This is a genomic window from uncultured Campylobacter sp. (assembly GCF_938030685.1).
Taxonomy (GTDB): domain Bacteria; phylum Campylobacterota; class Campylobacteria; order Campylobacterales; family Campylobacteraceae; genus Campylobacter_B.
The window spans coordinates 1-16,253 of the sequence record NZ_CALHHX010000128.1 but is presented as its reverse complement, the minus strand read 5'-3'; the positions used below and the strand labels follow the sequence as shown (position 1 = coordinate 16,253).

Here is a 16,253-nt window from a genome sequence, read left to right as displayed (position 1 = left end):
GTTTTTACGCATTTGATTGCGAACTTGCGAAGTATGAGCTCGTCCTCATAAGTCCGCAGGGATGGACTTTTCTAAATTTTTTGCCCTGCCTAGGATCGTAATCGCTCTGCGCTTACATATATTTACGCACCTGTAGCAAAGCGTGCACTCATCGCCGAATTGCGCCTTTTTGCAAGCGAGCTTTATGTTACGCATCGGGCAGGGTTTGACGCAAGCCCCGCAGCCGCTGCATCGCGATGGATCGAGGCTCGGCTTGCGCTTGGCAAAGGGGCTTTTATCCCAAATTTTCATCCAAAGTCGCTGTCCTAAAAACCCTGCAATACGACAAAGCGCGCTCAGCCCCTCTTGCGGCGGACGGCCTGCGATAAGCGCCTCCGCAACGCGTCTGACTTTAGCGTCCGCCTCTTTGATTATGCGCTCGTTTTTCGCTTGCGAGTAGCCAAAAATCGCCACATCGAGGATAAACGCGGGCATTTTGATATGAGCGCCGCCCGTTATGTTTGCGCCGAATTGTTTTAAAACTCTAGCCGCGCACCCTGCCCCGTCGCCGCTGAAAATCTCCATCGTAGCGAGGATGAATACGTTTTTGCCGCTAAAGCTCGCGCCGTTTTGGTAGAGGAAGTCGCGCACGATACGCGGTAGGTCGCTAAAATAGACGGGATACGCCAAAATGACGTCGTTGTGGTGCTTTAAAAGCTCGCCGCAGGCCTCGCTCTCGATCGAGACGCAGACGCCGCCGAGATGAGCGATGAGCCTATCTGCGCAATGCTTCGTGTTGCCCGTGGCGCTAAAATAGATCGCTATCATGCCCGTCTCCTAAACTATGCGAATTTCGGTGAAATTTAACCCTTACCGAACGAATAGAATTTTACGTTTCTTTTGCATAAAATTTTAAAATTTATACGTGACGGCGAAATTTAAATATGCCGTCGCACCCTAAAAAAGCAAAATCAATTCAGATATTTTCTGCCGCCACCATTCCAAAAACCATACAATCAGCCATGCTCATAGTACCGAGCCTACTTGCGCCGTGAACGCCACCGGTGATTTCGCCCGCTGCATATAGCCCTGCGATCGGCTCGCCGCTAGCTGCGTCGATAACCTGAGCTTTGGTATTGATCTGCACGCCGCCCATGCAGTAAAGAATTTTCGGGCTTGTTTGGCACGCATAAAATGGAGCTTTTGATACATCGATACCGCCTACATCGGCTTTTGTCAAAGGCTTGCCAAACTCCGGGTCACTTCCTGCTTTGACATAGCCGTTAAAATCCGCGACGGTTTTTAAAAACGGCTCCAGCGGAATTTTATAAAATTTCGCAAGCTCTTCCAAGGTATTAAATTTTTTGATTGAGCCTGCTTCTACACCTTTTGACGTATAGACCGGATTATTTGCATCAACTGCGGCTTGATCGCAGATATTTACGGGATAGTTGTCGTTATTTTCGCTCTCCGCCATGCATTTAAAGATCGCTTCGGTTTTGATCTTGCGCCCGGCGTGCTCGTTCATAAAGCGTTTACCCGTCTTTGGATCGACAGTTAGACCATAGTCGTTAGCGCAGTGATTTGAAAATAACGCAGAAGTACCAAATCCCTTCTCGCTAGGATTAGTATAAGGATTTAGTTGAATCCAGCTGAGTTGCAAAGGATTCGCACCTAGCTTCATCGCCGCGATAAGCGCACCTGCGGTAGCACCGGGTTGGCTTACGGTTTCGATATTGTCTTTTAGATACGGCACCTGCTGCGCGCGAAACCATTTATCTGAGCTGTATCCACCCGCAGCCAGAACGACGCCATCTTTGGCTTTAAAAAATTTTACTTCGCCACTTTTGTTTTCCCTATCGTCGCTAGCAAGCTGGGGATCGAACTTATATTCTTCGCGACACTTTACGCCTACGACACGGCCGCTGTCATCTACGACAAAATCATCAAATTTAGTACGCTTCTTGATTACAGCATTTGCATTTTCCTCGATTGCCTTATGCATCGGCTGGATGTAGCCCGAGCCGCTAGCATTTTTGGCCTGTACGGCGCGCTTTAGCGAGTGTCCGCTAGCAGATATCACCTTGCCCGAAAACTCCACTCCGATGCTTTTTAGGTATTCAAAAGCATCGCCTGCACGGTCGTAGATGACGCCTAGCAAATCTACGTGATTTAAATTTAGCCCGTCTTTTAGGCAATCTGCGATGAAAGCATCCTTACTATCCGTGATGCCCGCGGCTTTTTGGAATTCGTTATTTGGCACCGCCATATTGCCGGCGTTAATGACGGAGTTACCGCCCGCACGACCCATCTTTTCGATCATAAGCATTTTTTTGCCGCGCTTAAGAGCCTGAAGTGTCGCCATCGAGCCTGCAAAACCGCTACCGATAACAACAACATCATATTCTTCGTCAAATTTTACGTCTTTGGCGTTTTGCGTTGCACTAGCACTGCTTGCAGCTAAAGCCAGAGCTCCCGCCGCGCCTATTTTTATAAAATTTCGTCTTGAAATTTCTTGCATTTTTTGCTCCTTGCGTTGAAATTTTATAGATTATACACCCACGTAGCGAAATTTAAAATTTAACGTAAAGACTTAGTGATAGAATTTTGAAAATTTAGAAAAGAAATTTTAAAAGCGCAAATTTAAAGCGAATAAATTCCGCTCTGCTAGCCGAAATTTAGGCGTAAATTTTAAAATTTACGGCGCACGGATTTGCTCGCCGCCATTGCGAAATTTTGCCGCCGCTATAAAATTTTAAAGTGCGCGGTATTCAAATTTAAAACTCGCGCCGCGGAATTTTAAGCGTTTTAAATTTTAAAATGCTTAAAATTCCGCGGCACGCTTTGCGGCTTTGCTTCTAAATTTTAAAGACCGCACATAGTATTTCGGCGCAAAGCACGCACCGCTACTTCGCGCCGAAATTTCGCAGGTGCTAAATTTAAGCTCCAATGCTCTCGCCCGCGATCATTCCGAAAACCATACAATCAAGGATCGCGTAGGTTCCGAGCCTGCTCGCGCCGTGCACGCCGCCGGTTACCTCGCCCGCAGCCCAAAGACCCGGGATCGGCTCGTGAGTAAGGCTCGAGATGACCTGAGCTTTGGTGTTGATCTCAAGTCCGCCCATCGTGTGGTGCACCTTCGGCATCGTGCGGCTTGCGTAAAACGGCGGCTTGGAAACGTCGATGCCGTCTAGCTTATCGACCACTTTACCGAATTCGGGGTCTTTGCCCGCTTTGACGTAAGAGTTATAATCCGCGACGGTCTTTAAAAACGGCTCCAGCGGCAGGTTGTAAGCCTTCGCAAGCTCCTCTAGCGTGTCAAATTTCTTCACGACGCCAGCTTCCAGCGGCCTTGATGTATAGACCGGGTTACGCGCGGCAACGGCTTGGGAATCGCAGACGTTTACCGGATAGTTGTCGTTTTTCTCGCTCTCGCCGATAACCTTAAAGCAGGCGTCCGCCTTGATCTTGCGCCCTGCGTGCTCGTCCATAAAGCGTTTGCCGGTCTTTGGATCGACGGTTAGACCGTAGGTGTTGCAGCAGTGGTTGGTGAAATTTACTGCAGCGCCGAAGCCCTTTTCGTCGGGCGAGCAATACGGAAGGAACTGAATCCACGATGTTAGAAGGGTAAAAGCGCCGATTCTATTTGCCGCAAGCATCGCTCCTGCCGAGCTTCCCGGATGGTTGGTGCTGTCTATCGTAGGTACTACGCGCGGATCTTGGATCTGGCGGTACCATAGATCGCGTCCGTATCCGCCCGAGGCTAGCAAAACGCCGTCTTTAGCTTTGTAACTCTTTTTCTCGCCGCTTTTATTTTCCAAATCGTCGCTAAAGAGCTTCGGATCAAATTTATACTCCTCGCGCGCTTCTACGGCCACGACGCGGCCGCTGTCATCCACGATGAAATCATCAAATTTCGTGCGGGTCTTGATCGTGACGTTGGAATCCCCTTGAAGCTTATTCATCATCGGTTGGATGTAGCCCGAGCCCGAGCCGTTGGTCGATTGCAAGCTTCTTGCGACGCTGTGGCCGCTTTCAAAGATCAACTTATCGCTAAACTCCGCTCCGCAGCCTACCAAAAGATCCACCGCATCGTTGCTGCGATCAAACATCACGCCTAAAAGATCGGTATGATTGAGCCCGAGCCCGTCTTTTACGGCATCGGCGATAAAAAGCTCCTTACTATCTTTGATGCCCTGCGCTACTTGAAATTTATTCATAGGAGCAGCCATATTTCCGCCGTTGATGACGGAATTTCCGCCCGCGCGACCCATCTTTTCTAAAATGAGCACTTTTTTACCGCGACCGCTAGCTTTAATCGCTGCGGCAAGCCCCGCAAAACCGGTGCCGATGATGACGATATCGTATTCCTCGTCAAATTTGACGTCCTTAGCGTTTTGCGCTGCGGCTACACTACTAGCTCCCAGCGCAAGCGCTCCCGCACCCACCGCACTGATTTTTAAAAAACTACGTCTTGATACGTCATGCTTTTGCATTACAACTCCTTTAATTGAAATGTGTTTAGAAATAATAACTCGAATTTAAAGGCAAGTCAAATAGAATGACGCTATAAATGGATAGTAAAAAGCTATGAAATTTAGGGATTAATATAAATTTTGAAATTTAGCAAGCGAGATTTAAAATTTTAAAATTTACAATGCTGCTCGTTTATAAAATATCGCTCAAAATAAAAATCTCGGCGCAAAAATCGCAATGAATGCAAAAATTCGCGCCGAGCCTTAAAATCGTTACGCCCTTAGCGAGCGACTTTAAATTTAAGCGTTTGTAGATCGTAGTTATTTACTCGCTCGTATTGCATATCCTCGATGGAGATCGCAGGAAGCGCGCACGAGCCCGACATAATCACGTTTATCGGCGTGTAGATGACGCCGGTACTATTATATCCCTCTTGCGGATCGTAGTAAAAATAGCCGCTTTTCGGGAAGTAAAGCACTCGATCATACAGATACTCCGTATGCTCGATCGCTACGCTATCTACAAAGCCCTCCGGGCGAGCCTGTGCGGCCGAGCCTAGGCGCTCATTTACCGCCTCAAAGCAGCTAGGCATCGCCTCGTCGATCGCGAAATTATATAGATAATGATTAGCTCGCCAGCTGATCTTAGAATAAATTTTCTCCCCTACTTTGAGTTTGTTTAGATCGACGATGTTGCCGCGAGCATCAAGAAACTCGCGATAAATTTCAACCTTCTTATCTCGGTCGTTATCAAACGGTCTATTTATACTAAGCGGGCTATGTTTGACCGCAGCGCTTTCATATCCGAAACCTAGCACGGTAAAGAATAGTTCGCCGTTGCCGCTCATCGGCGTAAATTCTATCGAGCCGTCTTTAATCGCGAGTTTAGTATCCAGCGGCGAATTAAAATTTTTCGTCTCGCCGTCGTATTTCAAAGCAAAGCTAATATCTTTTTTCGCGTCCTTAAAATACGCATCAAATCCGCGTATAACGCTCGCTCTCTCCTGCGTATTGTCCGCATCTTTTAGGTTGCGCACGAGCGCGATAGCCGCCTTGCTTGTGCTATCGTCTTTGATGCCCGCCTTGCCGAATGCGTAGAGCTTAAAGGCGGCGTCTCTTATGTCGCTAGCAAACGTCAAGCCCGCTCCGTCTTCGGCGTAATCATAATCCATTTGGTTTATTTTTTCACGCATGAAGTTAAACTCGGTCGTCATATTGTGCTTTTTAAGTATCGCAGCCATAGCGATGCGAGCCATCGGTGAGTTGTCATAAAGGCCGTTGTCGTAAATGAAATTTATCTCATCGTCATCCAGCTTGCCGTATTGATCTAGCACGAAATCCGCATATACTCGAAGCGTCGCTTGATCTTCGTAGTCTGATTTTAAGGCGCTAAATATCAGCGATCTTTGCTTATTGCTAAGGAATTTATAGCGCGCGTCAAGCTCTAGTAAAACGTCGCTTGCGTAAATCGAAGCGTAGTAATTAGTAACGCCGTGAGCACTCCAGTAGCCGAAACTGCCGCTAGGTTTGAGGCGAGATAAAATTCTACTTGCATACTCGTTTACGCGGTTGGTTAAGGTTTTATTGGAGTCTTTGCGTGCGACATAATCAACCGCTACCATCTTTGAAGTAAGCTGCTCGGTGCAACCGTAAGGATAGAGATATAGCTCGTCCGCTAGGCTAAAAGCATTAGGCGTAGCGCTGATGTGAGTATAAATTTCTTTATAGCTCGGATCGATTTTGAGCGTTACCGGCTTATCGCCATAGCTTACGTGAAATAGCTTCGAGCGCGGGAACTGGCTGATTATGTCAAATTCCACATCGTTGCTAAATTTTTGCCCGTTTGCGTCAAGATCAAATTTAATATTTGCATCCGCAATATCAAGTGCGCTCGCGGTGAAGTTCGTATGCTTGACCTCAAGCGGTTTGAGCGTGAAATTTGCCTCGCCGCCGCTTATAGCAACCGAAGGAGATGAGCTGATTTTTAAGACCGCCTTTTGCTCTTTATCAGTCGTATTGATGAGCGTAAGCGGCACGGAAATTTCATCGCCGCGCACCATGTAGGTTAGATCGGCAGGCTTTATGATCACGTCGTCTCGAACCTTAGCTTCGACGTTTGCCGAGCCGATCGTAGCCGCCTCTCCGATAGCCATGGCGCTTAGTCGGATCGTAGAGTTGAAATTTTTCGGCATCGCAAGCTCAAATTTCGCCTCGCCGTTTGCATCCGCTTTTGCGATCAGCATTTTGATAAATTTTTTCTGCTTTTTGTTTTCGACCGGGCTTAAATTCCGTTTAGCTTTCGCCATCACGCCGTCGCCGCCGAAGCTTAGCTCTTTAGCAGTAGTTTGATACACGCTAAGATCATCGTAAATGTCGAAGTATCGCAGCGCAAAATACGCACTAACGTCAAACGCCTTAAATGCATCAAGCTCCTCTTGTGAGACGATATCTAAAATTCCAAGATCGACCGCGTAGAGCACCACTTTGGAATTCGGCTCGCTTTTTACACTGATCTGCGCATTTTGCCCGTTTTTGTAGCTTTTCTCGGCTAGGATTTGCACGTTAGCCTTGTGCGAGCTCGCATCTAGCGCCACCGGCACGTTTGCATAGGCTCTAAGCGGCATCGCAGCGGGTGTTGCGGCGCGCGCGATTACAGCGTTGATGTGTCCTCCGACGAAATTCTCCGGCACACTAAGCTCAAATTCCGCGCTACCGCCTTTTATGGATAGAATTTTATAGTCGTAAACCTGCTCGCCTACGAGCGAGATATTTAGCACGCCGCTTTCTACCGGAGAATTGATGACGCCTTTAATTTTATCTCCGGCTTTAACCTTGTCGCTTGCGAGTTTGATTTTAGCGCTTTGAACATCTTTAGCGTTTACCCGTCCATAATATCCCCAGCCGCTTACGTCCACGCGCACGCCAGCACTCGCGCCGCTTGAGTAATCGTTTGCGACGATTAGATAATTGCCGCCGTTTTGGAATTTATACTCAAACTCGCGCGCGTCAGTGCTAACGGCACTTACGAGATTAAAGCTTTCTTGCTCGACGTATCTGTTGCCGTCATAAACGTAAGTAAAATCGTCTCGGTAAATTTCAACGTCGATCTTGCCTTTGACGTCGGTTTTAGTTTTGGAATCTAGTAGCGCAAAGCCGAATTTTACGCTATCACCGCTTGATATGAAATCCTTGCTCGCGCGAATTCCTACGATACGATCATAAGGCAGATAGCTCAGGCTGCGATATGCGTTTACGTTTTTGCCCTCTTCGGTTACGCTGAAATTTAGTAGAATATTTATGGCGTTAGAGACATTTAGATCAGCTGCTGCCGGCGAGAGTGCAAGCTCTTTTTTGCCGGCGGAGTTTAGCGTAAATTCTGCCCTGCGAAGCTGCGTAGCACCTTTTTTCTTTAAGCGATCGTTTAGAAACGAAAAACCCTCGTAGCCTTTAATTTTTAGCTCTTTTTCATAGGCGTTTGCTTCCAGCGAACCTTTCAAATCTCCGGCCGGCGCGCCTGCAAGATAGTTTGAGCTTAGCTTTAAAGTTATGATCTCATCTGCGCCGTATTCATCTTTGGCAGTGAGAATTTCATTTTTAATGCGGTTTGGGACGAAATTTTCTACGCTGAAGCTTTTAGAAGCGATGATTTTGTCCTCATAGATGAGATCTAGGCGGTAAGTGCCGCTTTTTTCACCCATGAGCTCGTCTATTTTAACGCTGCCGAACTCATCGGTGTTTTGCGCGCGCGTGATGACCACAGTGCCGCTAGGATCGTAAATTTTAAATTTAATCGGCGTATTTTTTAAAGAGCTAAAATCGCGATTTTTCATCACGATCGTGCCTAAAAGCCGCTCATTCGGGCTTATCAGCTCGCTTGCGAGATAAACGAACGGACGCTTTGCAGTAATCGTTTTCTCTACGCTTGCTACGGCGTTATTAAATAGCACGAACGCATGCTCATCGCCTTTACTAATCTCGATAGAGCGCGGATTTTTAGCTAAAATTTCCATATTTTCTAATCTTAAAATTCCATCTCCGTCCGTTTTATCCTCTACGATTAGCTCGTTTTTATCGCTGTAAATTTTAACCTTCGCTCTGCTTAGCTCCTCGCCATTACTAAGCCTAGAAGTATAAATTAGCGCGCCGCGCTCAAGCAGCACCACTTGAGCCGTAATGTCGCTAAGATAGGCTACGCGCGAAACCTCTTGCATCTTTTCGCCCACTTTGTAAAACGCCGTGATTTTATAAATTCCATCCTCGTAGCCTTTAAAATCCATCGCGATTTTATGCTCCGCGACGGCGTTTTTAGCGCCTCCTATATCAAAGCTCTTAACCGCGATCTCGCTAGCTAACCCACCTACACTATCTTCGTTGCTTTCAAAGTTTAAAAAATACCTAAAATTTTGCTCAGGAACTTTAGCAATCGAAATTTTAACCTCATTTACGTTTGAGCTTTTAAATGCCAGCGAAGCGGATTTTGGGATAAAATTTTTCTCGTCGCTAAAGGCTACAAAAGGCAGCCTGTCGCCCATTTTTACGCTTTGTTTTATCTCGTCGCGCAAGATATATGAGCTATCTCCGAAGCCCTTTAGCAGCCTAATCTCGTAGCTTTTATTCGGCATAAACTCGTCACTTACTATATCTGCATAGTAGTAGCATGAAGGATCGTCGCTTTCGCCGCCCTCTTCATCTTCGTCATAATAATAATATCGCGGCTGAGTGAGGCTAAATTTACTCACGCCTGCGATTCTTACGTATTTGGCGGACAGCTCGTCCATATAGTTAGGGAAACACACTCTAGCTGCGAGTGAGCCGTCTTTTAGAGCCGCAGGGCGGATCTGCACGCCGCTTAAATTTGAAGCGTTAATGCTATCATTAAAAGGCTCCTCGTCCGTGCGCAGCTCCACTGGATTTTGCAGCTTTGCGCCTGCTTTTGAGGTGAGGGATTCTATTTGCAATACGACGTTTTGCGCCTTAGGATCGAAGCTGAATAAAAAATTCCGATCATCGTGCGAGCTAAGCTCGTAGGATATGTCGTTTTGGGCTAAATTCTGCGCGCGATAAATTCTAGTCGCTTGCTGTAGCGCGTCCTTGCTAACCGCATCGTTAAATTTGATTGCCACTAACCCCGGACGCAGAAGCGCGATATGCTCGGTGCTAAAAGGCTCTGTCTCGAACTCAAAGCGCACCCCGCGCGCCTCGCACGAATAATTAACCCCGGCGCTAAGCATCGGCTTTGGATAAAGCCTGATTGAGCTCTCGCTCACGCTTTCGTAGGTGCCCGTGATTTTGGGAGTGCATTTTAAGATCTGCTTTTGCGTGACACTAAATCCACTGCCGTCCACCCCGCTAATCTCGTAAGCCCCGCTAGCGTATTTGATCTCTACGCCCGCGGCAAAGCTAGCCAAAGCGCAAAATAGCGCTGCGCTTAGTAGTTTTGTCTTCATAAAATTCCTTTGCAAAAATTTTACGAAATTATATACAAATTAACCTTTTATTTTCTTTCATTTACTCTAAAATTTGCTTTAGCGAAATTTGCATTTTCGTCCAAGCAGCCAAGCTCAAAATCCCCTACGCCGAGGTTAAGCGTAAAAGCCTCGCCGTTAGTGCGTGCAAAATATTCTCCCGTTTTAACTTTAGAATTTGCAGGCGCTAGGCTTTGCGTGGTGAAATCTAGTGCCGTGAAATTTTGCTGCGAGGAATTTTGATCCGCGAAATTTTTCGCTGTGAAATTTTGAGCCCCCGAATTTTGCTCTGTAGAATTTTGCAAGATAGAATTTTGCGACGCCAAATTCTGTGTGGCTGGATTTTCAGCTACGAAATTCCATTCTACAGAATTTTGCTTCGTAAGATTTTGTGATTTTAAATTCTGTGGCGCTAAATTTTGTCGCATAGAATTTTGTACCGCAGAATTCTGTTCTACAAAATTTTGCTGTGCTAAATTCTGCTTTAAATTATCTTGTTGCACCGCGCTAGAATGCTTGGAATCCAAATCCGCGGAATTCTCCCTCGTAAACGCGGTGGAATTTAGCGCTATAAACTCCCGCGAACCGCCGCTTAGCCTGATATATACGCGCTCGCCGAAAACTGCCGTGCACTGCACTTTAAGCCGCAAAAAGCCGTCCGCGCCAGTCTCGTATGTTTTGGCGTTGATGTCGTTTAGCACGGGCTTTACGGCGGCAAATTTAGCCGCGCACCTTCCTGCGCGCACCTTTTGCGGATCGACTAGGCCGTGCTTTAGCAGGTAAAAAAGCTCGCTTGTGCCGTAAATTTCGCACTCCTCGTTGGGCTCAACTCCATCGATCGTAAGATCCTCGGCGCTTTGAGCGCACTCCTTTTCGCGGTACGCGTCGGTGCATACTCGCCGCAAGCTCACGCCTGCGGGACGCGCAAACTCCGCCTCGCCCAGCATGCCCGATTTATCGAGGAAAGCAAACATATTAAACGCGACTTTTGCCGCACTCACGCCGCCGCTAAGATCTCTAGTCTTGGAGCCGTCGAAATTTCCCAGCCAGACGCCGAGGGTAAATTTCGGCGTCAGAGCGACGGTGTAGAGATCGCGCGCATCGGCGCTCGTGCCCGTTTTAAACATCAACGGCGGCGCGTTTAGGGTATTTTGCCACACCGAGCCGAGATAGGAGCGCGGCGCGTTTCTTAACATCTGCGTTACGATGTAGGCGCTCTGCGGAGTTAAAATTTTAGCATCGTCACCGATCTTTACGCCCGCTATTTCGAGCTTTCGTAGCTTTCCACCGTTTGCAAACGCGCTGTAAAGGCGAGCAAGATCCATTAGGCTCATCGAAATGCTGCCCAGCGCGATACCTGCGCCGTAATAATCCTTGCTAAACTCCGCCAGATGGACGCCGCTAAGCATCTCATATAGCCCGTCGTCACCCAGCATTAAATTTAGCTTTACCGCGGGGATATTTAGGCTAAGGCTTAGCGCGTCCGTAGCACTAACCGCGCCCAAAAACCCCTGATTGTAGTTGCGCGGCACATAGCCCGCGAAGGTTATCGGTGCGTCGATCAGCTTCTTTGATGGGGTTATGAGCCCGTGCTCAAGGGCTTTGGCGTAGATGAAGGGCTTGAGCGTCGAGCCTACGTTTTTTTGCGAGCGCACGCCGTCGTTTTGCCCCTCATTAGCGCTAAAATCGTGGCTGCCTACATAGGCGATCACCCTCATGCTTTCGTTGTCGATCAGCACCGCAGCGCCGTTTCTAACGCCCTTATCGCGCAAGGAGAGGATCTCGCTTTTCAAAAAACCCTCAAGCGCGATCTGGGTTTTAAGATCCAAGCTCGAATAAATTTTACCCTCGTTTAGACGCGCAAGCTCCTGCTCTCGCGCAGTTTGCTCCTTGGACTGCACGCCTGCTTTAGAGTTTGCGGAATTTTTCCGCATCTTGGCGTTGGGATAGGAATTTATCTGCGCCTGGGCGGCTAAAGCGAAATTTTGCGACACCTTGGCGTTGGGAGCGGAATTTGCCCGCGATTCGGCGCTTGCAGCAGAATCCGTCTGCATTTTGGCGTCTGAAGTAGAATCCGTCTGAGCATTAGCGTTCGACGAAGCGAAATCCGTCTGCGCCCTAGTGTCCGAAGCGGAATTTGTCTGCGGATCAAAATTTACGCTCGGCCGCTCGCTAGAGTTTGCATCTGCCTGCGAATTTTGCGGCAAATGCGCGGTATCTTGCCGACTATTTAAATTTAGATTTTGTGGGTTTTGCGAGTTTTGATACGGATGCGCGGTACCGACGACATTCTGTCGCTTGTTTAAATTTATATCTGCACTCGGATTTTGCGGCAGATACTCGGTTTGTCGTTTATTTGAATTTTCATCTGCGCTAAAATTCTGCAGCAAACGCTCAGCGCCTCGTTGCTCGTTTAAATTTAGGTCTTGCGAGTTTTGCGACGGATGTACGGCATCAATTAAATCTCGCCTCTCATCTAAATTTACGCTCTTTCGTTCATTTGGTTTTAAGCTTTCCGATTCATTCGGTTTTACGCCCGCCTGTGATTTTGCGCCTTCGCGTTCGTTTAAATTCAGGCTCGTTCGTTCGCTTAAATTTAAACTCTCCGTCGTCTCCGTTTTATAATCCGCTTCTTTTAAATCCGCTCCCACCTGCGCACTCACGGAGCCAGATAAATTCGGCTTACCACTTTCCGCAGTCGTAAAGCTTAATTCGGCACTCGCCGCGTCCGAAAAATTTGACTCTGCTATCGCCGCGGCTCTACGCGCAGATGGGCCTGCTTGCCCCGCCGTCGCGCCGGGCGTGCCGCCCTGCTCTAAATTTTGAGTGAAATTTACGTCATCTTTGGCGGTAAAATTTTGCATTTTATAATTGCTAAACGCCAGCAGCGCGTAATGCGGCGCGTAATTGGGCGCTGCGTAGCGTCTGGGCGAAAACGGCTCCGCAATGGCGCGCTCATACTCGCTCTGTGAGATCACGCCGCCCTCTCGCAGCTGCGAAATTAGGCGGTTTTTAAGCGCGTTGATGTTTGATCTGCGGTCTAGGCGGTTTTTGTTTGGGTTTTTTGGGATCACGCTAAGAAGCGCGATTTGAGCGTTGCTAAGCTCGCGCAGGTCCTTTTTGAAGTAAAAATACGCCGCAGTCTTGACCCCCTCGATGTTGCCGCCGTATGGGGCGAGGTTGAAATACATTCCTAAAATTTCATCCTTGCTGAAGTGCCACTCCAGCTGAAAGGCGTTAAAAATTTCGATGATTTTGTTCTTATAGCTGCGCTGTTTGGGGCGCATCATACGCGCAACCTGCATCGTAATCGTCGAGGCTCCGACGCGCTCGACGTTGCCCTCGCTTTTTTTAGTAAAATTCTGTGTAAAATTATACGTAGCCGCGCGCAGGATCGAGGCTGGATTGACACCGAAATGGTAGTAAAAATAGCGATCCTCGAAGTAGATCGCGCTTTGTTTCAGCCGCGGCGGTATCTCGTCCGCGCTCGCGTAGAAGCGCCAAATTTGATCGTCGCTGATCTGCATATTTAAAATTTCGCCGTTTCGGTCATATAAAATTCTACTCTTCTGCTTATTTAGCATATCCAAATTTAGCGGATAAAGCGCGTCTAGGATCAAAAACAGAGCGAATGCAAATGCGCAAAATAGCGTGATTTTTAATGTAAATTTTAGAAATTTCATCGCGCAATTATATCAAAGAATTTTAATGATTTTAGGCTATAATGGCGCCTTTTTGCAAAGGAATAATCTTGGACGCTCTAGCTAAGCTAAACACCGAACAATACGCCGCAGCAACCGCTCCTGCTGGGCACAATCTAATAATCGCAAGCGCAGGCACGGGCAAAACCAGCACCATCGTCGCGAGGATCGCCCATCTGCTAAATCTTGGCGCGAGCCCTAGAAAAATTTTGCTTCTTACTTTTACGAATAAGGCCGCGAGCGAGATGATAGCGAGGCTGCAGCGGCATTTTGATAAAAAAATCACCTCCGCAATCGTCGCGGGCACCTTCCACGCCGTATCCTACGCCCTACTTCGCGAGCTAGGCAAAGGCGTGATCCTAAAGCAGCCCGCCGAGCTAAAGACACTGCTAAAAAGCCTCGTAGAAAAGCGCAAATTTTATCACGTAAGCGACGCGCGCCCCTACGGCGGGGCGTATCTGTACGACGTGTATTCTCTGTATCAAAATAAGGAGATGAGCGCAGATTTTGAGACGTGGTTTAGCAAAAACTACGAGGATCAGGCGGAATTTGCCGAAATTTACGCAGATATTTTGCGCGAGTTCGAGGAGGAAAAGGCGAAATTTAACTACGCCGATTTCAACGACGTCTTGCTAAAGATGCGCCATGAGCTGCGAAAGGGCGCTCCGCTGCGGTTTGATGAAATTTTAGTGGACGAGTATCAGGACACGAACTCGCTGCAAGGAAGCCTCATCGATGCCTTTGCGACGAAAAGCCTATTTTGCGTCGGCGATTTCGATCAGAGCATTTATGCCTTTAACGGCGCAAACATCGACATCATCGGCAGCTTCGGCAAGCGCTTTGCGGATGCTAAAATTTACGCGCTGAATATCAACTACCGCTCAAGCTCGGCAATTTTAGCGCTTGCAAACCGCGTCATCGCGAACAATCCGCGCCTTTACGAAAAGAAGCTGATCGTAGGCCGCGAGGGAAAATTTAGCGCGCCTAGGCTGCATGTTTACGACGATACGGCGGCGCAATACGCCCACGTGGCCGCACAGATCGCGCAAAGCGCCACTCCGCGCGAAAAGATCGCCGTTATCTTTCGCAACAACTCCAGCGCCGACGGCGTCGAGGTCGCGCTTAAGGAGCTCGGTATCGGCGCGAAGCGAAAAGGCGGCGTGAGCTTTTTTGAAAGCCGCGAGATCAAGGCCTTTACGGACATCTTCGCGATGATAATAAATCCAAAAGATATGATGGCCTTTATGAGCACGTGCGAATACGCAAGAGGCGTCGGCAGCGCGCTAAGCAAGGAGCTTTTCGACGCGCTGATCGCGCTTGGACACGGAAGCATCCACGCAGGGCTTTTGCGTCCCGACGAGAGCGTTAAAATTTTTGAAAAAAAGAGGAAAAACTACCAGCTCGGGCTTTTTGACGATGTGGATATTATCGGCTCGGTATCGCGCTTTGAAGCTTTGGAATTTGACGAGTTTTTTCGCTCGCATCCGGTGCTAAAACACAATAAAATCACCGAGGGCGGCGCCGTATTTTTGCACGAAATTTATAAAATTTTTAAAAAAAGCGGCTCGGCTGCAAGATCCGCTACGCTCATCTCGCATATCAAAGACTCGCGCCTTTTTGCGCTTGTGGCGGACTTTATCGCGACGAAACGCGCGACGCTAAAAAACGGCAAGATAGACGATGAGCGCAAAAAGGACGAAGTCACTCGCATCTACGATAAATGCGGCATTTTAGAGCAGATCGCCGGCAAATACGCGGATCCGCAGAGCTTTTATAACTTCATAACCCTGGGCGCAAAGGAGATGAGCGAGGGCGAGGGGGTGAATCTGCTCAGCGTGCACGCAAGCAAGGGGCTTGAGTTTTGCAGCGTCTATCTCATCGATCTGGCGCAAAACCGCTTCCCAAACCTCAAGCTAATGGCGATGGGCGGCAGTCTGGAGGAGGAGCGGCGGCTCTTTTACGTGGCGGTCACCAGAGCGCGCGATGAGCTGGTGCTAAGCTACGCGAAATTTGATAAGATCAGAAAGATTAATTATGAGCCGAGTTGCTTTTTAAGGGAAGCGGGGCTGGTGAAGTAGGCGAAATTTGCTCGCTAAATTTGAAATTTAATTTAAGCGTGTTTGGCGGATCGTTTGGGTGAGAATTTTACTCCTTGCATACGCCTGGTGCGCCGCTGCCCCGGCTTCTTTATCGGATCGTTAGGGCAAGAATTTCGCCGCGCGATTTTTGTAAATTTTGCGATTTGTAAATTTTTACGGCACGGACACTGCCGCGATATTTTGCAGCTCGCTAAATTTCGCAGGCGGTAGCGGGGTTTGAAGCTACGATTGAGAGGCGTGGTTGCCTGGGACTTTTTTGCGAGCTGCGCGCGGGTTACGCTACAGCGCGATCAGGGGGCGGTTTGGAAGCGGTGATCTTTGCGGTACGGGCGGTTGCAAAATTTTACGCCGCAAATGCGGCAAAATTTTAAAATTTCACTCTCGTTCTGTTACAGGGTTTTAACGCGGCGAATTCCCCGCAAAATCTTGCGCAGACAGAATTCTACGGCAAAATTCGGCGATAGTGAAATTTCACCGCTCTATTTCATCTTTCTCTTACTTTGAAATTTACGTGTTTTATACATCGCGGAGCTA

At 48.2% G+C, this 16,253-nt stretch carries 5 protein-coding genes and 2 pseudogenes; 1 reads left to right on the top strand and 6 read right to left on the bottom strand.

Translation table 11 applies throughout. The annotated features are described in order from the left end of the window. Window positions 1-45 precede the first annotated feature (45 nt). The 6 genes and pseudogenes from Q0369_RS06030 to Q0369_RS06010 form a co-directional block, all read right to left on the bottom strand. On the bottom strand, window positions 46-807 hold the full coding sequence (locus Q0369_RS06030) for an EFR1 family ferrodoxin (protein ID WP_298097364.1): 762 nt from the start codon (window positions 805-807) through the stop codon (window positions 46-48). Window positions 808-955: 148 nt separating this feature from the next. Continuing rightward, window positions 956-2,500, bottom strand: coding sequence for a flavocytochrome c (locus Q0369_RS06025; RefSeq protein WP_298097353.1), 1,545 nt, complete (start codon window positions 2,498-2,500; stop codon window positions 956-958). Window positions 2,501-2,918: 418 nt separating this feature from the next. Continuing rightward, entirely contained in the window at window positions 2,919-4,475 is a 1,557-nt protein-coding gene (locus Q0369_RS06020) for a flavocytochrome c (protein WP_298097349.1), read from the bottom strand. 260 nt (window positions 4,476-4,735) lie between these two features. Further along, on the bottom strand, window positions 4,736-9,901 hold the full coding sequence (locus Q0369_RS06015; protein WP_298097347.1) for an alpha-2-macroglobulin family protein: 5,166 nt from the start codon (window positions 9,899-9,901) through the stop codon (window positions 4,736-4,738). Window positions 9,902-10,090: 189 nt separating this feature from the next. Continuing rightward, window positions 10,091-10,171: pseudogene (locus tag Q0369_RS11205) on the bottom strand (hypothetical protein); the annotation flags it as partial. 866 nt (window positions 10,172-11,037) lie between these two features. After that, window positions 11,038-13,446, bottom strand: a pseudogene (locus tag Q0369_RS06010) (transglycosylase domain-containing protein); the annotation flags it as partial. Window positions 13,447-13,643: 197 nt separating this feature from the next. Here Q0369_RS06010 and Q0369_RS06005 point away from each other — a divergent pair. Then, the gene (locus Q0369_RS06005) at window positions 13,644-15,698 is read left to right on the top strand and encodes an ATP-dependent helicase (protein WP_298097339.1); all 2,055 of its coding nucleotides are present in this window, start codon (window positions 13,644-13,646) and stop codon (window positions 15,696-15,698) included. Window positions 15,699-16,253: the final 555 nt, after the last annotated feature.